At 72.0% G+C, this 19,080-nt stretch carries 22 protein-coding genes and 1 tRNA gene; 4 read left to right on the top strand and 19 right to left on the bottom strand.

Translation table 11 applies throughout. The annotated features are described in order from the left end of the window. Nucleotides 1-7: 7 nt before the first annotated feature. Nucleotides 8-475: an NUDIX domain-containing protein gene (locus FJ658_RS14260; RefSeq protein WP_141146188.1), complete on the top strand. Its 468-nt coding sequence runs from the start codon at nucleotides 8-10 to the stop codon at nucleotides 473-475. A gap of 23 nt (nucleotides 476-498) precedes the next feature. Here the strand turns inward: FJ658_RS14260 and FJ658_RS14255 are convergent, their stop codons facing one another. The 6 genes from FJ658_RS14255 to FJ658_RS14230 form a co-directional block, all read right to left on the bottom strand. Further along, on the bottom strand, nucleotides 499-849 hold the full coding sequence (locus FJ658_RS14255) for an iron chaperone (RefSeq protein ID WP_141146054.1): 351 nt from the start codon (nucleotides 847-849) through the stop codon (nucleotides 499-501). Between the two features lie 32 nt (nucleotides 850-881). Then, nucleotides 882-1,325: a hypothetical protein gene (locus FJ658_RS14250; protein WP_219995779.1), complete on the bottom strand. Its 444-nt coding sequence runs from the start codon at nucleotides 1,323-1,325 to the stop codon at nucleotides 882-884. Between the two features lie 80 nt (nucleotides 1,326-1,405). After that, nucleotides 1,406-2,656, bottom strand: coding sequence for a glycoside hydrolase family 26 protein (locus FJ658_RS14245; protein WP_141146053.1), 1,251 nt, complete (start codon nucleotides 2,654-2,656; stop codon nucleotides 1,406-1,408). Further along, nucleotides 2,634-2,981, bottom strand: coding sequence for an STAS domain-containing protein (locus tag FJ658_RS14240; RefSeq protein WP_181408463.1), 348 nt, complete (start codon nucleotides 2,979-2,981; stop codon nucleotides 2,634-2,636). The genes FJ658_RS14245 and FJ658_RS14240 overlap by 23 nt, the downstream gene beginning before the upstream one ends. Nucleotides 2,982-3,122: 141 nt before the next feature. Next, nucleotides 3,123-5,066 (bottom strand): glycosyltransferase, encoded by a 1,944-nt coding sequence (locus FJ658_RS14235; protein ID WP_141146051.1) that lies wholly within the window; start codon nucleotides 5,064-5,066, stop codon nucleotides 3,123-3,125. A gap of 368 nt (nucleotides 5,067-5,434) precedes the next feature. Further along, the gene (locus FJ658_RS14230; RefSeq protein ID WP_141146050.1) at nucleotides 5,435-6,301 is read right to left on the bottom strand and encodes a hypothetical protein; all 867 of its coding nucleotides are present in this window, start codon (nucleotides 6,299-6,301) and stop codon (nucleotides 5,435-5,437) included. Between the two features lie 147 nt (nucleotides 6,302-6,448). Between FJ658_RS14230 and FJ658_RS16670 the strand changes: the two genes are divergently transcribed. Then, entirely contained in the window at nucleotides 6,449-6,634 is a 186-nt protein-coding gene (locus tag FJ658_RS16670; protein WP_141146049.1) for a hypothetical protein, read from the top strand. Nucleotides 6,635-6,721: 87 nt separating this feature from the next. Here FJ658_RS16670 and FJ658_RS14220 read toward each other — a convergent pair. The 8 genes from FJ658_RS14220 to FJ658_RS14185 form a co-directional block, all read right to left on the bottom strand. Continuing rightward, a tRNA-Ala gene (locus tag FJ658_RS14220) sits at nucleotides 6,722-6,794 on the bottom strand. A gap of 140 nt (nucleotides 6,795-6,934) precedes the next feature. Next, nucleotides 6,935-7,336 carry a zf-TFIIB domain-containing protein gene (locus tag FJ658_RS14215; protein ID WP_141146048.1) on the bottom strand — a complete coding sequence of 134 codons (402 nt, stop codon included), beginning with the start codon at nucleotides 7,334-7,336 and terminating at the stop codon, nucleotides 6,935-6,937. A gap of 76 nt (nucleotides 7,337-7,412) precedes the next feature. Further along, nucleotides 7,413-7,793: a ribosome silencing factor gene (gene rsfS, locus FJ658_RS14210; RefSeq protein WP_141146047.1), complete on the bottom strand. Its 381-nt coding sequence runs from the start codon at nucleotides 7,791-7,793 to the stop codon at nucleotides 7,413-7,415. 49 nt (nucleotides 7,794-7,842) lie between these two features. Continuing rightward, nucleotides 7,843-10,311: a hypothetical protein gene (locus FJ658_RS14205; protein WP_141146046.1), complete on the bottom strand. Its 2,469-nt coding sequence runs from the start codon at nucleotides 10,309-10,311 to the stop codon at nucleotides 7,843-7,845. Then, a complete protein-coding gene (gene nadD / locus FJ658_RS14200) occupies nucleotides 10,308-10,910 on the bottom strand; it encodes a nicotinate-nucleotide adenylyltransferase (RefSeq protein WP_255447750.1) in 603 nt (200 codons plus the stop codon). The genes FJ658_RS14205 and nadD overlap by 4 nt, the downstream gene beginning before the upstream one ends. 26 nt (nucleotides 10,911-10,936) lie before the next feature. After that, the gene (locus FJ658_RS14195; protein WP_141146045.1) at nucleotides 10,937-11,176 is read right to left on the bottom strand and encodes a hypothetical protein; all 240 of its coding nucleotides are present in this window, start codon (nucleotides 11,174-11,176) and stop codon (nucleotides 10,937-10,939) included. Nucleotides 11,177-11,213: 37 nt separating this feature from the next. Further along, nucleotides 11,214-12,500, bottom strand: coding sequence for a glutamate-5-semialdehyde dehydrogenase (locus tag FJ658_RS14190; protein ID WP_141146044.1), 1,287 nt, complete (start codon nucleotides 12,498-12,500; stop codon nucleotides 11,214-11,216). A gap of 70 nt (nucleotides 12,501-12,570) precedes the next feature. After that, nucleotides 12,571-13,341 (bottom strand): GntR family transcriptional regulator, encoded by a 771-nt coding sequence (locus FJ658_RS14185; RefSeq protein WP_141146043.1) that lies wholly within the window; start codon nucleotides 13,339-13,341, stop codon nucleotides 12,571-12,573. A 51-nt stretch (nucleotides 13,342-13,392) separates the two neighbouring features. On the opposite strand from FJ658_RS14185, the gene FJ658_RS14180 reads away from it, so the two are divergent. Further along, nucleotides 13,393-14,616: an MFS transporter gene (locus FJ658_RS14180; protein ID WP_141146042.1), complete on the top strand. Its 1,224-nt coding sequence runs from the start codon at nucleotides 13,393-13,395 to the stop codon at nucleotides 14,614-14,616. 72 nt (nucleotides 14,617-14,688) lie between these two features. Here the strand turns inward: FJ658_RS14180 and proB are convergent, their stop codons facing one another. The 5 genes from proB to FJ658_RS14155 form a co-directional block, all read right to left on the bottom strand. After that, a complete protein-coding gene (gene proB / locus FJ658_RS14175) occupies nucleotides 14,689-15,552 on the bottom strand; it encodes a glutamate 5-kinase (protein WP_141146041.1) in 864 nt (287 codons plus the stop codon). A gap of 35 nt (nucleotides 15,553-15,587) precedes the next feature. Next, complete coding sequence (gene obgE, locus FJ658_RS14170) at nucleotides 15,588-17,225, bottom strand: GTPase ObgE (RefSeq protein WP_141146040.1); 1,638 nt, start codon at nucleotides 17,223-17,225, stop codon at nucleotides 15,588-15,590. Between the two features lie 120 nt (nucleotides 17,226-17,345). Then, on the bottom strand, nucleotides 17,346-17,600 hold the full coding sequence (rpmA, locus tag FJ658_RS14165) for a 50S ribosomal protein L27 (protein ID WP_141146039.1): 255 nt from the start codon (nucleotides 17,598-17,600) through the stop codon (nucleotides 17,346-17,348). A gap of 11 nt (nucleotides 17,601-17,611) precedes the next feature. Next, the gene (gene rplU, locus FJ658_RS14160; RefSeq protein WP_141146038.1) at nucleotides 17,612-17,917 is read right to left on the bottom strand and encodes a 50S ribosomal protein L21; all 306 of its coding nucleotides are present in this window, start codon (nucleotides 17,915-17,917) and stop codon (nucleotides 17,612-17,614) included. Between the two features lie 169 nt (nucleotides 17,918-18,086). Next, the gene (locus tag FJ658_RS14155) at nucleotides 18,087-18,683 is read right to left on the bottom strand and encodes a hypothetical protein (RefSeq protein WP_141146037.1); all 597 of its coding nucleotides are present in this window, start codon (nucleotides 18,681-18,683) and stop codon (nucleotides 18,087-18,089) included. A 67-nt stretch (nucleotides 18,684-18,750) separates the two neighbouring features. Between FJ658_RS14155 and FJ658_RS14150 the strand changes: the two genes are divergently transcribed. Beyond that, nucleotides 18,751-19,026, top strand: a complete 276-nt coding sequence (locus FJ658_RS14150; RefSeq protein ID WP_141146036.1) for a DUF4031 domain-containing protein — start codon at nucleotides 18,751-18,753, stop codon at nucleotides 19,024-19,026. Nucleotides 19,027-19,080 lie beyond the last annotated feature (54 nt).

Raw genomic sequence — 19,080 nt, 5'->3', positions numbered from 1 at the left:
AACCGTGATGCGCAGCGCCGGCCTTCTGCTCCACCGCGGGAGCCCTGACGCGCTCGAGGTCTTCATCGCGCACATGGGCGGGCCGTTCTGGGCGCGCAAGCAGGAGCACGCCTGGTCGATCCCGAAGGGCGAGTTCGACGACGACGAGGCTCCGCTGGAGGCGGCGCTACGCGAGTTCACCGAGGAGATCGGCGCGCCCGCGCCCGTCGCGGCCGACGACTGCGTGCCGCTCGGCGAGTTCCGCCAGCGCTCGGGCAAGGTCGTGACGGTGTTCACCGCCCGCGCGCCGGGGTTCGAGGTGGATGCGGTGCGCAGCAACAGCTTCGAGACCGAGTGGCCGCCCCGCTCGGGTCGGATGCAGAGCTTCCCCGAGATCGACGACGCCCGCTGGGTCGCGCTCGACGACGCCCGCTCGCTGCTCGTGACCGGTCAGGTGCCGGCGCTCGACGCCCTGCGCGACCTGCTCTCTCGCTGACGGCCCCGTCCCGGATTGGTCAGTCAGGAGGCGCGGCGCGCGGCGATGTGCGCCGTGATGCGGTCGACGAGCTCCCGCGGCACCGGCTCCCGCAACGCGAACCGCACGGTGTCCTTCGCGTGCCGATAGGGCGCGACGGCCGTCTCGAAGTCGTCGTCGCCGCGCGGCACCGGGTAGACGCCGATGTGCTTCGCCCAGCCCGCGAAATACATGCGGTAGCCGTTCGGCATCTCGAAGGTCGGCATGCCGTACTTGATCATCTCGACCGCGTCGGGCCTGACGCTCAGGATGCGCTCCCGCATCTGCTGCAGCACGGCGCGCTTATCGTCGGGGAATCCCGCCAGGTACTCGTCGATCGTCGTCGGCGCCGCCATGCCCGCAGTGTAGGCGGGCGGCATCCCGCGGGCTACTCCCCCGGCGCGACGCCGGGCTCCCCCGGCGCGGCCTCGTCGAGCACCGCGGCGAACGACGCCGGCAGCGCCACGTTCGCCCCGGCGCCCGCGAACGCCGGCGCGACCTCCTCGGGCACGTACCCGGCGATGCCGCAGCCGACCTCGGTCACGAGGAAGGTCAGCTCGGGATGCGCGGCCGCGAAGGAGAGGAACGTCGCCGCCTCGGCGCGCAGCACCGGCAACCCGCTCATGGTGTCGATCGCGTAGCTGCGGCCGTGCATCCCATGCCCCTCGCCGACGACGGCGCCGAAGCGCTCGACGGCGAAGCGGGCGGCGCCGGCCGCGTGGTGCCCGGCCGGATTCGAGCCGAAGACGAACACCTCGCCGTCGGCGAGCACGTCGATCTGCGCCGCGCTGATCGCGCGCCCGCCGGCGCCGGTGGTCACGTTGTCGCTCATGGATCCTCCGCGCTCGACGTTACCCGCGCCGACCGCGTCACCGCCCGACCGCGTCACCGCCCGTCGCGGGACCCCGGCGCTCAGCAGGCCTTCACGTCGTCGGCGTAGTCGAGCCAGGAGGGCAGGGCCTTCGCGAACGCCGAGCGGGTGGCCTTGCTGCTCGCCGCCCGCCAGTCGACGGTGTCGTCGATCTCGACCTCGACCTTCTTCCACTCGAACCAGTTGATCATCTTGAGCTGCGGGAACTCGTTCGGGATGTCGTCGGAGAACACCTGGTCCCACCAGGCGCTCTTGACGGCGAGCTCGCTCGAGCTGCCCGGTTCGTCGCCGCGCGACGGCGTGTAGATCGCCGCCGTCTCGGGGATCGCGACCGGGTGATCGTGGTCGACGCCATAGACCTGGTAGAAGTCGGGGATCGCCGCGTCGTCACCCGCCGTGCCGTTGTAGGTGCCGGTCAGCATGTCGGCGAACTTGTCCGGCTCGGCGATGTCGTTGTCGCCCCACGGCCGCTGATTGCCCCAGTGGTAGAGCGAGATGCCCACCCAGTCGACCGCGTCATCCCCCGGGAAGTAGGGGGCGTAGCTGTCGTCCGACATCGTGAGCACGCCGTCGCCGTCGGTGTCGAGATCGGCGAAGTCGGCCGTGCCGGGCTGCGCCGCGAACTGACCGCCGGTGAACGGATAGCCGCCACCGTAGTTCGGCGCCCACATCATCGACGTCAGCGGCGCGCGCTCGTGCACGGCCTCGGCGACCCGGCGAAACGTCTCGACATAGAGCTCGGGCTGCTGCCCCCAGGCGTACCAGGAGCCGTTCATCTCGTGCGCGAACCGCACGATCACCGGAACGCCGTCGGCGTTGATGTCGCGCAGATCCTTCGCGAGCCGCTGGATGACGGTGTCGCTCATCGTGAGCAGCCCGCCGTGCGGCTCGAGCGTCAGCAGCAGGATGCCGCCGTTCGCCTTGACCTGCTCGACGGCGCCGAGCGTGTGCTGCCAGGTCGCCCGGTCATAGGGGATGTCGCTGAACTGCACGCTGACGGCGGCCTTGTGACCGATGTTCTCGGCGTGCTCGGCGAGCGTCTCGGTGTCCCAGTCGAGGTTGACGCCGAACAGCACGCCGGTCTCGGGCACGAGCGCGGCGCGATCGCCGGCGAGGCAGTCGCGCGTGCTCGCGACCGGGGAGATGGCCTGCGAGGCGAGCTGGTTCGAGCCGACCGCGATGCCGCCCGCCACGAGCGCCATGATGACCAGCGGCACGAGCAGGCTCGGCCGCCGGCGCTTCGTCGGCGGGTGGCCGACGAAGCCGGGCTCAGGCGATTCCGGCGAGGGCATGCGCGCGTCCGCGGTAGACGGCCACGACGGTGGTGAGCTGCAGCGCGGCGCGGGCCGTGGCGAGGCCGGCGGACTCGCCGACGACGCGCAGCTCTCCCCCGGCGGACCGGGCGATGCGCAGCAGCTCGAGCAGTCCGGCGATGCCGGACGCGGTGACGCGGTCGACGCCGGTGACGTCGACCAGCACGATGGCGGGTCCGTCGACCTGCGAGGCGACGACGTCGCGGCGCAGCCGCAGGACGGCGGCGGCGTCGAGGGCTCCGTCGACCTCGAGGTCGACGGCGAGCGGGGCGGTGCTCGTGACGGGAGCGGTGAGCAGCGACACGGGGATCTCCTGGGGGTTTCGGTGGTGCGGGGGCGAGAGGGGTGCTCGGGATGCGCGGGGACGCGGGTGGAGCGGTGGTGCGGGAGGTGCGTTTCGGAGGAGCCGGGTATTCGGGGAGGTCGGGGCCGGAGGGCGGTCCGGTCAGTCGGAGGCGGGCAGGGAGGCGGGCGAGTCCGGGCGGCGCGCCTCGGCGCGGGCGGCGGACTCCTTCGCCAGAAGGGCGAGCACACGGCGGTGCTCGTCGGTCGGCGGCAGCGGATCGACGACGTCGGACGAGGGGCCGCGGTAGCGGGCCGCGCGCACCATCGATCCGATGAGCACGAAATCGAGAGCGACCCACAGCAGGGTCAGCAGCGTCGCGATGAGAGGTGCATCCCCTGTCGCGGCGCGCACGATGCCGATGCCGGCGGCGACCGCCAGCAGGCCGATCGCGAGAAGCTGGGGCCAGATGGCGCGGTAGTCGGCACCGCCGTCGCCCTGCTTCGACTTGGCGGTGACCGAGAACGAGAGGTGCTTGCCGAGCAGGGATGCCGCGGCGCCCGAGAGCGTCGCCGAGATCCAGGTCGGGAACAGGGCGAACGACATCTGCTGACCGCGCCACAGTCCGCTCGACCCGCGCCCCGCCGCCTGGAACAGCAGCTGGCAGGTCAGGAACATCGGCACGAAGTAGAGCAGGAACACGCTCGCGTCGGCCGCGAGCGGGAAGATCCCGGTGGTGAGGAACACGATCGGCGCCGCGATGTAGACGAGGGCCGCGAAGCCGTTGAGGTAGCTCGTCATCGTGGCGAGGTACATGAAGCGCTGCGCGAGGCTGAGCCCCTTGAGGAACAGCGGGTTCTCGGCGAAGAAGACCTGCATCGAGCCGGATGCCCAGCGCTTGCGCTGGGTGAGCATCGTGCGCACGTCCTCGGGCGCGAGCCCGTGCACGAGCACCTCGTGGTGGTAGACGCTCGTCCAGCCCATCGCGTGCAGGTGCATCGCGGTCGCCATGTCCTCGGTGATGCTCGAGGTGTCGAGCGCGTGCACGGCGAGCGCCTGGTCGGTGCGCGCGACCTCGACCGACTCGACCGCCGCATCCAGCTCGCCGATCACGGCGGCCGAGGCCTCTTCGTCGCCGTCGATCACGGCCGAGCGGATGCCGCGCTGCAGCTCCCAGGAGATCTCGCTGAGCACCTCGCCGGTGCGGTGCTGTCGCTCGGCGATCGCGAGCGCGGCGAGCGCCCGGTCGAGGATCGGCAGCTGGGCCGGGTCGCGCAGGGCGAGCCGGCTCTGCAGGTCGGTGAGGCGCGAGCGGGCCTGGCGCAGGGCCTGGCGCATGCGGCCGCGGGCGCTGCGCGAGAAGCGGGTGAGGCCGAGCGCCATGATCGCCTCGCGGCGCAGCACGGCGTTGGAGCCGCAGAAGAACGCCGCACCCCAGCCGTCCTTGCCCTGCTGGATCGGGCCGTAGAACAGCTCGGCGCCGCTGCCGAGCGGGTCGGCGCGGTCGACGTTCCAGAACGACTGCGGCGTCTGCACGAAGGCGACGGCCTCGTCGTCGAAGTAGCCCAGCACCCGGTCGAGGAACCGGGTCTCGGGAACCTGGTCGGCATCCAGGATCGCGATGAACTCGCCGGCCGTGCTGTAGAGCGCGTTGTTGATGTTGCCGGCCTTGGCGAAGCGCTGGCGACCGTGCCACTCGGGGCCGCGGGTGATGTAGCCGACGCCGATCTCCTCGGCGGCGCGACGGAACTCGGGCCGGTCGCCGTCGTCGAGGATCCAGGTCTCGTGCGGGTAGGTCAGGTCGCGAGCGTGGATGGCCGTGTTGAGCACGAGCTCGAGCGGCTCGTTGTAGGTCGTGATGAAGACGTCGACCGTGCGGCCGGGCAGCGCGGCGGGAGCGCTGGGGCGGCGCTTCGCGTTCCACATCGTGAGCGCGTAGAGCACCGATTCGCCGAGGCTGTAGGTCTCGGCGATCACGAGGGGCACGCCGATCCACCAGGCCGACCACGGGATGGTCGAGCTCCAGCGCCAGCCGAGGTAGACGAGGCCGAAGGCGACCACGAACACGGCCAGCAGGCGCACGAGGGCGAGGTGGCGGGGGCTCATGAGGCGCCGCCCGGGGAGAGGGCAGCGCAGGGCAGAGCGGTCATGGGGGAGGTCCGCTTTTCGAGTCGGGGAACTCGGGATGCGCGTGGTACTTCGGGTGCGCGGGCACGACGTCAGCGGCGTGACGGCCCTGGGCTCGACCGTCGTGGGTAGCGTGGCGTCAGTGTAGGCAGACGCGAGCATCGTCCAGGTTTCGGTTGCGTTAAACGTCGGGGTGATTCGGGGCTGCCCCGGAGACCGGCTGGCGCAGGATCGTGCGGCGCCGATCGGCCGCCACGCGTCCACCCAACGCCGCTCGTTGGCGGTATCCAGACCCGAGAACGCGGGCATCGGTAGGCGCCCCGCTCATGAAGAAGATGCGCGGCGCCCTAGTGAACTGGCCGGGGCCCGTACGGGGACTCGAGTCGAATTCGTTCTGGAGCCGATCGCACGAAGAGCTGTGGCGCGGGACCTCGCTGTTGCTTCGTGGAAATGTAGATTCTTGCCGCGGCGAGAGCTACAAATGGCACCACACTTGCGGCGGCGCCCAGAGCGGAGAGCTTCGAACTCGCCGTGAGAGCGGTGACGCCCGCGCTCAGCGCACGCCCCACCTGCACTCCAAGTCCGGCCGACTCGGCAATCGCGTTAGCCACAACATCTTCTTGCTCGCCAGCGACCTCGGTCACCGGACCTACCCTTAAGAAGGCATCCGCGTTGTCGCGATGCAGCCACCGGTAGAAGTTGGCAGCGTCCTGAGGGCCGCCCCATAATCCGTCGAATGCAGAGCGCGCCTGGGAGGCAGTGAAGTACTTCGGCAGAAAGTCGCATAGCGCAGAGGTGGTCGCCAGCTGCTCGCGCCAGTGGTGCCGAACAAGCTCAATTTCCTTCGGTTCGTCGTCAACGCGGTCCGAATCAAGCACGCGCCAATGCGACGTAGAGGGATCCTGCACCAGAGCTCCGTCAGCATCAATGAGGCCAGCGGCAGGCGGTCCAACAGCCGTAAACACAAGCACCACACTTCCTGAGTCGTCGATGAAGAATGCGACCGGCTCAGTATCGACATGACCGCCGGTCTCGATCAACGGCGGCACCACTTGCCTTGCGAGCCGTCGCCCTGCTTCGAATGCGTTCACGTTGCCCTCTAGGTCGCACGCCGGAAGTCCTTGCGGCGGGCTGAAGTAGGTAAGCCCCGCCGGCACGAGGTCGCTACCGGGCCACCAAGAGACGCTGACCAGCCGAGCAACCACTTTCGTCATACCAAGATGTTACCCGAACCTTGTGATTCGCCGACGGATGCGCTCTAATTTGGTTTGAAAACAACGAAAGGGAAATCGATGAGCAACTTGGGTGACTACCAGGCAATTGTGGAGTCCGCGAAGGCAGTAGGAGGACCTGCGCAGCTCGTGGAGCTCGCCAAGCGAGCAGGCGCCGCTGAGGCAGCACCTGGCCTGGTGGCGATCGGTGTTATCGCAGGAGCCAGCGGAATGGCATTGGTGGTCGCGTCGTACCGAGCCGTCGCCGCGGAAATCGCGAAGCGGCAACGAGATGTCGACGAGGCCGCGGCGCAATCGTGCGGCGACAAAGAATAGCGTCGCCTGCCGCACGAGAGGACTGCGCCGGGAAAGCGAAAGCCCCGCACGATGCGGGGCTTCGGTGCTGCTCTCGCAGCGATTCGGTGGACCTGAGGGGATTCGAACCCCTGACCCCCTGCATGCCATGCAGGTGCGCTACCAACTGCGCCACAGGCCCGTGACCCCGTGCGGGGCAACCATCACAGCCTACAACAGATCTCGAGGCTCGATGACCACCCGGTGAACGGGACGCCGCGAGCGGAGCGAGGCGACGACCCCATCGTCGCCGCCCCGCCCACATCCCGGCGAAGGGACGGGTCAGTCGTCGAACAGCTCCGACAGCCAGTTCTTCTTCTTGCGGTGCGGCTGCTGTCCGCCGTAGCGGGGGTCGTATCCGCCGCGGTTGTCGTAGCGCCGGTCGTCGTAGCGGCGATCGTCATAGCGGCCACCGTCGTAGCGCGGGTCGTAGGCGGGCTGAGCCGGCGGCGGCGGCGCGGCCTGCTGCACCTGCACGGCGGGCTGGGCGACCGGCTGAACCGGGGCGACGGGCGCGGCCGGGGCGGCGGATGCGGCACCGGTGGCCGGCGCCGAGGCACGGTCGATGATCTTGTCGAGCTCGCCACGGTCGAGCCACACGCCGCGGCACTCCGGGCAGTAGTCGATCTCGATCCCGTTGCGCTCGCTCATCACGAGGGTGGCTTCGTCGTTCGGGCATCTCATGCCCGTCACCCTCGCAGGCGGCCTTGTGGATCAGCCCAGATCCTGCAGTCGATGCAGGTTGAGCGCGCGCGCCAGGTCAGGCGCGCTGCTCGTCGTGCGCCGGCAGGTCGAGCGCGATCGCCGGGCAGTCCTTCCAGAGGCGCTCGAGCGAGTAGTACGAGCGGTCCTCCTCGTGGAAGACGTGCACGACCAGGTCGCCGAAGTCGATCAGCACCCAGCGGCCCTCGGAGCGGCCCTCGCGACGCAGCGGCTTCGCGCCCGCCTCGATGAGCTTGTCCTCGATCTCCGAGGCGATCGCCACCACGTTGCGCTCGTTGCGGCCGGTCGCGAGCAGGAAGACGTCGGTCAGCGGAAGCGGACCGGTGACATCCAGTGCGACCAGGTCCTCGGCCTGCTTGTCGTCCGCGGCGAGGGCGGCGATGCGGAGAAGCTCGAGAGCACGGTCGGAAGCGGTCACAGGTTCCTCAGGATGGCGGGGCTGGTGGTGGGATGCGGCACGACGACGATCAGAACTGGTTCGTCACGATGCCGAAGATGAGAACGCCGACGACGAGCACGGCCAGGCCGCCGCTCGCGATGATCAGCACTGTCAGCGTGCGGTTGCCGCGCGGCTTCGGGTTCGACATCATGCCGCGCGTCGACGTGTGCGTGCTGACCGCGCGGATAGCGCGGACCGGCTGCGAATCGGTCGACGCGACCTGGTGGTCGCCCGGGTCGAGCTCGTGGTCGAGGGCCGACTCGTCGAGCTGGGTCGGGTGCGCACCGGTCGACGACAGGCTGCGGGGCAGATCGATCGAGCCGGTGATGATGATCTCGCCGGTCGTTGCGAGCGGGGTCCCGAACTCGGGCTGCGGGATCGACGGCAGCACGAGCGCGTTCGTCGTGACGACGCCGTGGCCGCCGATGACGTCGCGGCTGGCGACGAAGTCGCCGTGCTCGTCCTCGTGCTGGTTCGACCAGTGCAGGGCCGCGGGGTCCGCGGAGGTCGCCGGTGCGTCGGGGAGCGGCTCGGCCGGCAGCGGAGTGACGTCGACGACGACGGGATGCGCCTCGACCGGCTCGTCGGCCGGAGCCTCGTCGACGACGATCTCCTCGGCGTCGGCGTCGGCCAGCACCGGCTCGGCGTCGTGCTCGTCGGTTTCAGCCTCGGCCTCGGCGGCGGGAGCGTCCTGCTCGGGCGGCTCCGGCGCCCGCCACGACGGCGGCGCGGGCATGTCGACGCGGTCGGCGAGCGACGGCGCGGCGCCGAGGTAGGAGTTGGGGTTGCCGTTCGGCTCCGCCGGATCGGCGTTCGGCGGCGGCAGGTCACTGAGCGAGGGCAGCACCGGCTCCGCGGGGGCCGCGATGTCGGCCTCGTCAGCGACGGGCTCGTCAGCGACAGGCTCGTCAGCGACGGGCTCGGCGGCGGACTCGTCCGCGGGCTCGTCCGCGACGGGCTCAGCGGGCGCGACGGCATCTGCCTCGGCCCCGACCGGCTCGATCGCGGGGTCGGCGGCCGGCTCGGGCTCCGACTCGCTGACCGTCTCGGTCTCGGTCTCGACGGTCTCGGGCTCGGCATCCGCCTCGGCGACCTCGGTCGGCTCCGCGGCAGCTGCCGCGTCGTCGACCGGAGCCGAGGGCGCGTCGACGGAGTCGGTCGCCTCAGCGTCGGGCTGCTCGGCGGCGGGCTGCTCGGCCTCGCTCTCCCGAGCCGGGGGCGGCGTCGGCGCGCCGAACAGCAGCTCGTCGATGCTCGGGGCGGAGGTCGCATAGGGCGACTGCGGGGCGTCCTCTCCCCCGCCGGTGCTGAGCAGCTGGTCGAAGACCGAGGCGTCGTTGCTCTCGGGGCTCCAGCGCGCCGGCTCCGGCGGCTCGATCAGGTCGACGGGGCGCGGCGGCGCTGCGCTGAACGGCGACGCGGGCGCCGGCTCGGCGGCGGTCGGCTCGGCCGACTCCGGCTCGACCGGCTCGGCCTCCGCCTCGGGCTCGATGACGTCGGCGGGCTCGGCAGCGGCTTCGGGCTCGGCGGTCTCGGCCGTCTCGACCTCGGCGGGCTCGGCCGCCTCGGTCTCGGCAGCCGCATCCGGCTCGGCCTCGGCCGCGGTCTCGGCGGGCGCGGCAGCCTGGTCGGCCGCCGTCGTCTCGTCGGCGTCGCTCTCGACAGCCGCCTCGTCGACGACCGCGTCGGCGCCGCTCGGCGCGTCGGAGAAGACGGGCGCCCACTCGGGTCGCTCGGTGACCGGTCGATCGATCGGGGTCGCCTCGGCGACGTCGGCGGCGGACTCGGCGACGGTCTCCTCGGCCGGCGCGGCCTCGGCCGTCTCGATGTAGTCCGCCTCGTCGGCGGCGCCCGGGCGCTCCTGCGGAACCCCCGTTATCGAGGTGACGAAGATCTCGGGGGCGGGACGACCGGCGGCGGCGGCCTCGGCGGCCTTGGCCTCGCGCAAGGCACGCAGCTCGCGGCGCGTCATCGTGCGCTCGCCGTTGTAGATCGGGATCGACTCGGTGATCGGCGGCGGCTCGGAGCCCTCCGTCGACGCGGCCGGCGCGGGCACCTCGTCGCGGCGCGCGGTCTGGTAGTCGAGCTCGCCGTGCTCGTCGGCGTCGCCCTGGGCGGCCTGGTCGGCGGTCGACGCGAAGGGGTTGCGGGTCTGCGTGTAGGCCGGCGCCCACGACGGCACGCCGGCGCGGCCCTCGGGGCTGAAGTCGCGCACGCGGTAGGCCGGCGCATCCACCTGCTCGATCGCCTCGGCGGGAGGGAGCTGGTCGTCGTCGCGGCGCGGTCGGAACGCCCCGCCGGCGGCGCTGCCGCGCTCCTGCGTGATGTAGCTCAGCGGCTCGGCGGCTCCTCGCGGTGAGAGCGGGGTCGCGCGCGGCCCGTCGGTTTCGGCGTCGCTGTCGGTGCCGTCGGATGCGCTGTCGTTCTGCGCGGCGCGATCACTCGCCTCATCGCGGAGACGCCGACGCGACCACTGCTGGTCGTCGGGTTCGGTCATGTCTCACTCCGATAGAGATGGTGCTTGGAGATGTACTGGACGACCCCGTCGGGAACCAGATACCAGACGGGGTGTCCCCGTCCCACTCGTTCGCGGCAGTCCGTCGACGAGATGGCCAGTGCCGGTATTTCCAGAGAGCTTACGCCGTGGCTCGGTAATCCGCGAATGCTCAGCCGGTGTCCAGGACGGGACACGGCGACGAAGTGGGCGAGCTCCCAGAGCTCGTCGTGGTCCTTCCATTCGACGATCTGCGCGACCGCGTCGGCGCCCGTGATGAAGAACAGATCGGCATCCGGGTGCTCGTCGCGCACGTCGCGCAGCGTGTCGATCGTGTAGGTCGGGCCGTCGCGATCGATGTCGACGCGGCTGACCGTGAAGTCGGGGTTGGATGCGGTGGCCACGACCGTCATCAGGTAGCGGTCCTCGGCGCGCGAGACCTGCGACTTCATCCACGGCTGGCCGGTCGGCACGAAGACGACCTCGTCGAGGTCGAAGTGCTGCTTGACCTCGCTCGCGGCCACGAGGTGTCCGTGGTGGATGGGGTCGAAGGTGCCGCCCATCACGCCGAGCCGTCGGCGTCGCGGCTCCGGCGCCGTCACGCGCGCGGCCCTGTGCTCGACACGGCCTAGTGGGCGCCCTGTCCGTGCGAGTGGCCGGGCGCGCCCTCGTCCATGCCCGAGGTGTGCTCGTGCGCGCCCTCGGGGCCGACCTTGTCGCTGTGGCGGTTCGCGACGTCGCGGTAGCTCCACACGACGAAGGCGAGGATGAGGAAGCCGACGGCCGCGATGAGCGGGAAGACCCAGGTGGGCGCGAAGATCGGGTGGTGCTCTTCCGCTTCGGCGAGGACCAGGGCAAGCGTCGTCATAGCGGCGAGTCTACCTGTGCGCGCCCCGTGGATCCGTTCAGGCGCGCACCTGGCCGGCGCCGCGCACGAGCCACTTGGTGCTGGTGAGCTCGGGCAGGCCCATCGGGCCGCGGGCGTGCAGCTTCTGGGTCGAGATGCCGACCTCGGCGCCGAAGCCGAACTGCCCGCCGTCGGTGAAGCGCGTGGAGGCGTTGACCATGACCGCGGCCGAGTCGACCTCGGCCAGGAAGCGCTCGGCACGGGCGAGGTCGTTGGTCACGATCGTCTCGGTGTGGTGGGTCGAGTGGGCGCGGATGTGCGCGAGGGCGGCATCCAGGTCGTCGACGACCGCGACCGACAGGTCGAGGCTCATGTACTCGGTGTCCCAGTCGTCGTCGGTCGCCGGCTCGGCGTCGGCGACGATCGCGCGGGCGCGCTCATCGGCGTGCAGTGTGACGCCCTGCTCCCTCAGTGCGGCGGCGACCGGCGGCAGCAGACGCTCGGCGTCGGCCGCGTCGACGAGGAGGGTCTCGAGCGCGTTGCAGACGCTCGGGCGGTGCACCTTGGAGTTCACGACGATGTCGACGGCCATGTCGACGTCGGCGCCGCGGTCGAGGAAGGCGTGCACGACGCCCGCGCCGGTCTCGATCACCGGCACGGTCGACTCCTCGACGACCGTGCGGATGAGCCCGGCGCTGCCGCGCGGGATCAGCACGTCGATGCCGCCGCGGGCGCGCATGAGCGCGGTCGCGCCCTCGCGGCCGAAGTCGTCGACCGTCTGCACGGCGTCGGCCGGCAGGCCCGCCTCAGCGAGCGCATCCTGCAGCAGCGCGACGAGCACGCGGTTCGTGTTCTCGGCGGCCGAGCCGCCGCGCAGCACGACAGCATTGCCGCTCTTCAGCGCGAGGGCGGCGATGTCGACCGTGACGTTCGGGCGGGCCTCGTAGATCGCGCCGACGACGCCGAAGGGAACGCGCACCTGGCTGAGCTTGAGGCCGTTGGGCAGCGTCGATCCGCGCACGATCTCGCCGACCGGGTCGGTGAGCCCGATGATCTCGCGCACGGCGCCGCCGAGGGCGCGCAGGCGGGCGTCGTCGAGCTTCAGGCGATCCTGCAGCCCGGCCGACATGCCGTTCTCGCGGCCGTTGGCCAGGTCGAGGTCGTTGGCCGGGACGACCGCAGCGGCCGACTCCTCGACCGCGCGGGCGATGGCCTCGAGCGCGGCGTTCTTCTGCGCGGCCGTCGCGGTGGCGAGCTCGCGCGCGGCGGCGCGCGCGGCATCCAGGCGCTCGGCGATCGTGCGGGCGGAGGTGCGGCTCTCGGCGCCGGGGAGCGTGTCGGTCATGCCCGGAATTCTAGGGCGGGCGGTGGATGCGCGCTGTCGCGTCGATCGCTCCAGCCGCCTCGCGCGCCGCTCACGTGACGTGCAGTCCGCGCGTGCGATCGGGAGCGAGCGCCGCCGCCGTGCGCTCGCGGGCGGCGCGGGCGTGGGCGCGCACGAGGCGCTCGGCCTCGTCGGCCTCGCCCGCCTGCACGGCGGCGAGGATCGCGCGATGCTCGGCGGCGCTGCGCTCCCGCGACTCGGCCGTGCGCACCTCGAGCCAGCGCGCCCGCTCGAGCCGCGCGAGCGCCGCGGCCACGGCGTCGGCGAGGAAGCGGTTGCCGCCCGCCGCGGCGAGTCGGCTGTGGAACGAGCGGCTCGCGCCGAGCAGCTCATCGGGCTCCCCCGGCTCGCCGTCGACGAGCGCGTGCAGGGCGGCGAGCTCGTCGAGGTCGATCCGCCCGACGGCGAGCCGCACCGCGGCGCCCTCGACCGCCTCGCGGAACTCGGCCGCCTGGTCGAGCTCGTCGCGGTCGAGCGGCGCGACGATCCAGCCGCGCCCGTCGCGCCGCAGCAGTCCCTGGGCCTCGAGGCGCACCATCGCGGCGCGCACGGGCGTGCGGGATGCGCCGGCCAGCGCCTCGAGGCCGCGCTCGCTCACCCGGTCGCCGGGGCGCAGCTCGAGCCCGAGCACGGCGGAGCGCAGGCGCGCGTAGGCGAGGTCCGACTGGCCGGATGCCGCATCGGGCACGCCCGCGAGCGCGCCCGATGCGGCGCTCGAGCCCGCGGCGGTCGAGCGCACGGCACCCGAGCCCGCGTCGCCCGCCGCATCCCGTTCGCGGACCCCCCTGTCGACGCTCGTCATCGCGCACCCCCGAGTTGGTATACCACCACGGTATCCCATAGCCTCGCGGTCATGACCTTCGCCCCGCGCACGCGACGCCCGCTCCCCTGGCTCATGCTGGCGGTCGGCGTGCTCGCGCAGGCGGCCGGAACCGTCGTGGTCGCGACGCCCGCGTTCCTCATCCCTCTGCTGCACGTCGAGCGCGGCCTGCCGCTCGACCAGGCCGGCCTGCTCGCGACCGCGCCGAACCTCGGCCTCGTGCTCACGCTCATCGCCTGGGGCGGCGCCGCCGACCGCTGGGGCGAGCGCAACGTGCTCGCGCTCGGCCTCGCGATCGCCGCCCTCGCCACCCTCGGCGCCACGCTCGTCGACGGCCTCGTGCCGCTCGGGGCGATGCTCGTGCTCGCCGGCGCCGGCACCGCCTCGGTCAACGCCGCCAGCGGCCGCGTCGTCGTCGGCTGGTTCCCGCCCGAGCGACGCGGTCTCGCGATGGGCATCCGCCAGAGCTGCCAGCCGCTCGGTGTCGCCGCGGCCGCGATCGTGGTTCCCGCGCTCGTCGCCGGCGGCGACATCGCCCCGGCTCTCGTGTTCGGCGCGATCCTGGTCGGCGTCTCGGCGGTGCTGTGCCTGCTCGTGATCATCGATCCGCCGCGGCCCGCGCGCGCCGACGCGCCGGCCCACCACACGGCCAACCCGTACCGGCGCGACGGGCTGCTGTGGCGCATCCACGCCGTCTCGGTGCTGCTCGTCGTGCCGCAGTACGCGCTCTCGACCTTCGGGCTCGTCTGGCTGCAGGTCGATCAAGGATGGGACCCGCTGGCCGCCGGCATTCTCGTCGCTGTCGCGCAGTTCCTCGGCGCGCTCGGCCGCATCGGCGTCGGCTGGCTCAGCGACCGGGTCGGCAGCCGCCTGCGCCCGCTGCGCTGGGTCGCGCTGGCCGGCATCGCCGCGCTGCTGCTCACCGCCGCTGCGGGCGGCCTGCACCTGCCGATCGCGGTCGCCGTCACCTACGTGCTGGCGAGCTGCATCGCCGTCGCCGACAACGGGCTGGCGTTCACCTCGGTGGCCGAGATTGCCGGACCGTTCTGGTCGGGACGCGCGCTCGGGGCGCAGAACACCGGCCAGTTCCTCGGCGCGGCGCTCGTCGGGCCCGGGCTCGGCGCGCTCATCACGCTGGTCGGCTATCCGATCGCGTTCGCGCTCGTCGCACTCGCCCCGGCCGTCGCGACGCCGCTGATCCCGAAGGATGCGGCGGTCGCCCGGCTGCGCGACACCCGGGAGGCCTCGGCCCGCTGAGCGGGCAGCGCGCCGGAGTCGGCGTCGCGCGCGTCAGCCCGCGCAGGACGGGGCAGCCCGCGGTGCGGCGGGTCAGCCGGCGGTGCGGGTGCGGCGCGGACCGGCCTCGAACCACGTGCCGACGCTCTCGCCCGTGAGCGCACGGCCCACGTTGGCGGTCGAGGTCAGCACGACCGGCGTGCCCGACTTCGCGGCGAGCTTGGCCGCCTGGATCTTGGTGCCCGCGCCCCCGGTCCCGACACCGGCGGCACCGATGTCGCCGAGCTCGACCGAGCTCAGGTCGTCGGTCACCGGCACGACGTCGATGCGCTCGGCGCCCGGCTCCTGCGGGGGGCGCGTGTAGAGCGCATCCACATCGCTCAGCAGCACGAGCAGGTCGGCGTTCACCAGCTCGGCCACCAGCGCGGCCAGGCGGTCGTTGTCGCCGAAGCGGATCTCGTGGGTCGCGACCGTGTCGTTCTCGTTCACGATCGGCAGGATGCGCAGTCCCAGCAGGCGCTCCATGGCGCGCTGGGCGTTGCCGCGCGGCGTCGCGTTCTCGAGATCGCCCGCGGTCAGCAGCACCTGGCCGGCGAGGATGCGGTAGCGGTCGAGGCTGGTCTGGTAGCGCCACATGAGCACGTTCTGCCCGACGGCGGCGGCGGCCTGCTGCGTCGCGAGGTCGGTGGGTCGACCGTCGAGATCGAGGAACGGGATCGCGGTCGCGATCGCGCCCGACGACACCAGGATGACCTGCACGCCTCGGGCGTGGAGCGCCGACAGCGCGTCGACGAGCGGCTCGATCTGGCCCGAGTTCTCGCCGCTGACCGACGAGGAGCCGACCTTGACCACGACGCGCTTCGCCGCGAGCACCGGCTCGCGCAGACCGGATGCGGCGCCCTGCGGCGCCGCGGCGCGCTCGGCGGCGGCTGCGGTCTGCTCTGCGGTGTCGGTCATGGCGGCGCCGTTCCTCTCGGTTCTCGCGGGTCCGGTCAGCGGCGCCCGGCGGAGTCGGCGCCCGAACCGGTGGTCTGGTCGACATCGAAATCGACATCGACCTCGACGTCGACGTCGACGCCGTCGGCGAGGTCGTCGTCGAATCCGTCGATGCCGTCGTCGGCGTGGTCGGCCGCGTACTGCTCGGTCCAGATGCCGGCATCCCGCTCGCGGCGCATCTCGGCGCGGGCCTCGGCCTTCGCATCCATGCGCTCGAAGTAGGCCTCGCGACGCTCGCCGCGGGTGGCGCGGCGGTTCTCGTCGAGGCGTGCGTCGGTGCCGCGGGGGCTCGTGATGAGCTCGGCGGCCGAGGTGAGCGTGGGCTCCCAGTCGAAGATGCGGTCGTTGTCGGGGCCGATGACGACCGCGGAACCCGGCGTCGCGCCCTTCTTGAACAGCGCATCCTCGACGCCGAGCTTCGCCAGGCGATCGGCGAGGTAGCCGACGGCCTCGTCGTTGTTGAAGTCGGTCTGCTGGATCCAGCGCTCGGGCTTCGTGCCCCGCACCCGGTACAGCGGCTCGGTGCCGCCCTCGACCGTGATCTCGAACTCGGCCGCGTTGACCGCGCGCGGGCGCAGCACGATGCGCTGCGGCGCCGGGTCGGCGGCGCGCGTGGCACGGTCGGCCTCGACCAGCTCGGCCAGCGCGAAGCTCAGCTCGCGCAGCCCCGCCCGGCTCACCGCCGAGATCTCGAAGACGCGGTAGCCGCGCTCCTCGAGGTCGGCGCGCACGAAATCGGCGAGCTCCTGCGCATCCGGGATGTCGATCTTGTTGAGCGCGACCAGCTGCGGGCGCTCGAGCAGCGGAACCTGCCCCTCGGGCACCTCGTACTTGCCGAGCTCGCCCAGGATGACGTCGAGATCGCTCAGCGGGTCGCGGTTCGGCTCGAGGGTGCCGCAGTCGAGCACGTGCAGCAGCGCGCTGCAGCGCTCGACGTGACGCAGGAACTCGAGGCCAAGGCCCTTGCCCTCGCTCGCGCCCTCGATGAGGCCGGGCACGTCGGCGACCGTGAAGCGGGTCTGACCCGCCTCGACCACGCCGAGGTTCGGATGCAGCGTCGTGAAGGGGTAGTCGGCGATCTTCGGCTTCGCGGCGCTCAGCGCGGCGATCAGGCTCGACTTGCCGGCGCTCGGGTAGCCCACGAGCGCGACGTCGGCGACGGTCTTGAGCTCGAGGACGACATCGCCCTCCCAGCCCAGCGTGCCGAGCAGGGCGAAGCCGGGGGCTTTGCGCTTCGTGGTCGACAGCGCGGCGTTGCCGAGCCCGCCCTGTCCGCCCTCGGCCACGACGAAGCGCTGGCCGGGCTCGGTCATGTCGAGCAGCTGCTCGCCGTCGGCGCTGCGCACGACCGTGCCGAGCGGAACGGGCAGCTCGAGCGACTCGCCCGCGTAGCCGGCGCGGTGATCGCCCATGCCGGGGCCGCCGTTGCCGCCGTGACGGTGCGGGCCGCGGTGGTAGCCCAGCAGGGTGGTGGTCTGCGGGTCGGCGACCAGCGTGATGCTGCCGCCGTCACCGCCGTTGCCGCCGTCGGGGCCGGCGAGCGGCTTGAACTTCTCGCGGCGCACCGACACGCAGCCGTTGCCGCCGTGACCGGCGCGCAGGTGCAGCGTCACCTGGTCGACGAAGGTCGCCACGACGGGCCTCCCGGACGGTTGAGATGAGCGGATGCGCTGCGCGCGCATCCCGGGCAAAAGAAGAAGGGCGGGCCGAAGCCCGCCCTCCTGCTCGACGATCGAGCTCCGTGAGAAACGGGCTCAGACCGCCGGGACGATGTTGACGACCTTGCGGCCGCCCTTGGCGCCGAACTCGACCGAACCGGCCGAGAGGGCGAACAGCGTGTCGTCGCCGCCACGGCCGACGTTGACGCCGGGGTGGAAGTGCGTGCCGCGCTGGCGGACGATGATCTCGCCGGCCTTGACGACCTGACCGCCGAAGCGCTTCACGCCGAGGTACTGGGCGTTGGAGTCGCGACCGTTGCGGGTCGAGGACGCTCCCTTTTTGTGTGCCATGTCGTCAGCCCTTACTTGATGCCGGTGATCTTGACGCGGGTCAGGTCGGCGCGGAAACCCTGGCGCTTCTTGTACCCGGTCTTGTTCTTGAACTTCTGGATCACGATCTTGGGGCCGCGCTCGTTGCCGAGCACCTCCGCCGTGACGGTGACCTTCGCCAGCGCCTTCGCGTCGTGCGTGATCTTGTCACCGTCGACGAGCAGGACGGGGGCCAGTTCGATCTTGCCGTTCTCGGCCTGGACGCGATCGAGGACGACGATCGAGCCGACCTCGACCTTCTCCTGACGGCCGCCGGCGCGCACAATTGCGTAAACCACGGGATTCCTTCTTCTCGAAAACTTGCGTGCAAAGCCTGCTGGCTCTGCGAGCATCGGGGCCCCGGAGAACCGAGGCACGGTGCGCGGGCTCAGCCCAGCGAGCACCGAGGGTCAAGAGTACGCGAGAGATCGCGCGTCGGTCAAACCCGATCCGCCCGCGACACGCCGGTCAGACCTCGTCGAGCGCGCCGCGCACGTCGTGCTCGCGCGGGTGCCGCGGCAGCCAGCCCCAGAGCAGCACCGCGCCGAGCATCACGACCGCGAGCTGGTTGATCATGTTCTGCGCCGCGCCGAGCACTCCCCTGGCGGTGTTCTGGCCGAAGCGGTCGAACAGCCCCGTCAGGTCCTCGCGCCCGCCGAACAGATCCGGGATGCCCGCTACCGCGGCGACGAACGAGACGAGCACCACGACCACGATGACCGTGAGCGCGCCGACCAGGGTCGCGAGCGCCGCGCGGCTCAGCACGTGGCCGAGCCTCAGCTGCGCATCCACTGGGGCGATCTGCCAGAGGCTGAGGAACACGCCGATCGCGAAGGGCAGCGAGCCGGTGAGCGAGACGGCGAGCTGCGCCGACCAGGCGGAGTCGGCGTAGCGCGACCAGTCGCCGCCGAGCGTGCCGACCGTGTAGGCGCTCGCGATCACGCCGGTGAGGAAGCCCTGCACGAGCACGGCCCCGAAGATGGCCGCCGCGGTCACCAGGGCGGGGACGAACCCCCGCCGTCCGACGGTCGCCGCGACACGGGCCCGGGTGCTCTTGTCGGTCATCCGGATGGACCTCCTGATCGTGCTCACGCGGCCGGCATCCCTCGACCGGCATCTCTAGACTCGCCGCGTGACGGTGCTGATCGACGAGCCTATCTGGCCGGCCCACGGCACCCTCTGGGCGCACCTGGTGAGCGACAGCGACCTGGATGAGCTGCACGCCTTCGCCGCGGACGCGGGGGTGCCGCGGCGGGCCTTCGACAACGACCACTACGACGTGCCGCAGGAGCGCTGGCAGGAGTTCGTCGACCGCGGCGCCGAGGCCGTGACCGGGCGCGAGCTGCTGCGGCGCCTGCAGACCGCGGGGCTGCGCGTGCGCCAGCGCGACAAGGGCGCGCGAGGCTGAGCCCCGCGCGCCCTCGATCGGCGTGCTCCGCGCCCGCGCTGCGGGCGGCGGCTG

This window comes from Schumannella sp. 10F1B-5-1 (assembly GCF_006517535.1).
Taxonomy (GTDB): Bacteria; Actinomycetota; Actinomycetes; order Actinomycetales; family Microbacteriaceae; genus Schumannella.
The sequence above is the reverse complement of the archived record's forward strand: the minus strand, read 5'-3'. Positions and strand labels throughout refer to the sequence as shown.

Coding starts and splice junctions, on each gene's coding strand:
- FJ658_RS14260 (WP_141146188.1), top strand. CDS start 8: ATGCGCAGCGCCGGCCTTCTGCTCCACCGCGGGAGCCCTGACGCGCTC.
- FJ658_RS14255 (WP_141146054.1), bottom strand. CDS start 849: ATGGCGGCGCCGACGACGATCGACGAGTACCTGGCGGGATTCCCCGAC.
- FJ658_RS14250 (WP_219995779.1), bottom strand. CDS start 1,325: ATGAGCGACAACGTGACCACCGGCGCCGGCGGGCGCGCGATCAGCGCG.
- FJ658_RS14245 (WP_141146053.1), bottom strand. CDS start 2,656: ATGCCCTCGCCGGAATCGCCTGAGCCCGGCTTCGTCGGCCACCCGCCG.
- FJ658_RS14235 (WP_141146051.1), bottom strand. CDS start 5,066: ATGAGCCCCCGCCACCTCGCCCTCGTGCGCCTGCTGGCCGTGTTCGTG.
- FJ658_RS14230 (WP_141146050.1), bottom strand. CDS start 6,301: ATGACGAAAGTGGTTGCTCGGCTGGTCAGCGTCTCTTGGTGGCCCGGT.
- FJ658_RS14215 (WP_141146048.1), bottom strand. CDS start 7,336: ATGAGATGCCCGAACGACGAAGCCACCCTCGTGATGAGCGAGCGCAAC.
- FJ658_RS14205 (WP_141146046.1), bottom strand. CDS start 10,311: ATGACCGAACCCGACGACCAGCAGTGGTCGCGTCGGCGTCTCCGCGAT.
- FJ658_RS14195 (WP_141146045.1), bottom strand. CDS start 11,176: ATGACGACGCTTGCCCTGGTCCTCGCCGAAGCGGAAGAGCACCACCCG.
- FJ658_RS14190 (WP_141146044.1), bottom strand. CDS start 12,500: ATGACCGACACGCTCCCCGGCGCCGAGAGCCGCACCTCCGCCCGCACG.
- FJ658_RS14185 (WP_141146043.1), bottom strand. CDS start 13,341: ATGACGAGCGTCGACAGGGGGGTCCGCGAACGGGATGCGGCGGGCGAC.
- FJ658_RS14180 (WP_141146042.1), top strand. CDS start 13,393: ATGACCTTCGCCCCGCGCACGCGACGCCCGCTCCCCTGGCTCATGCTG.
- proB (WP_141146041.1), bottom strand. CDS start 15,552: ATGACCGACACCGCAGAGCAGACCGCAGCCGCCGCCGAGCGCGCCGCG.
- rpmA (WP_141146039.1), bottom strand. CDS start 17,600: ATGGCACACAAAAAGGGAGCGTCCTCGACCCGCAACGGTCGCGACTCC.
- FJ658_RS14155 (WP_141146037.1), bottom strand. CDS start 18,683: ATGACCGACAAGAGCACCCGGGCCCGTGTCGCGGCGACCGTCGGACGG.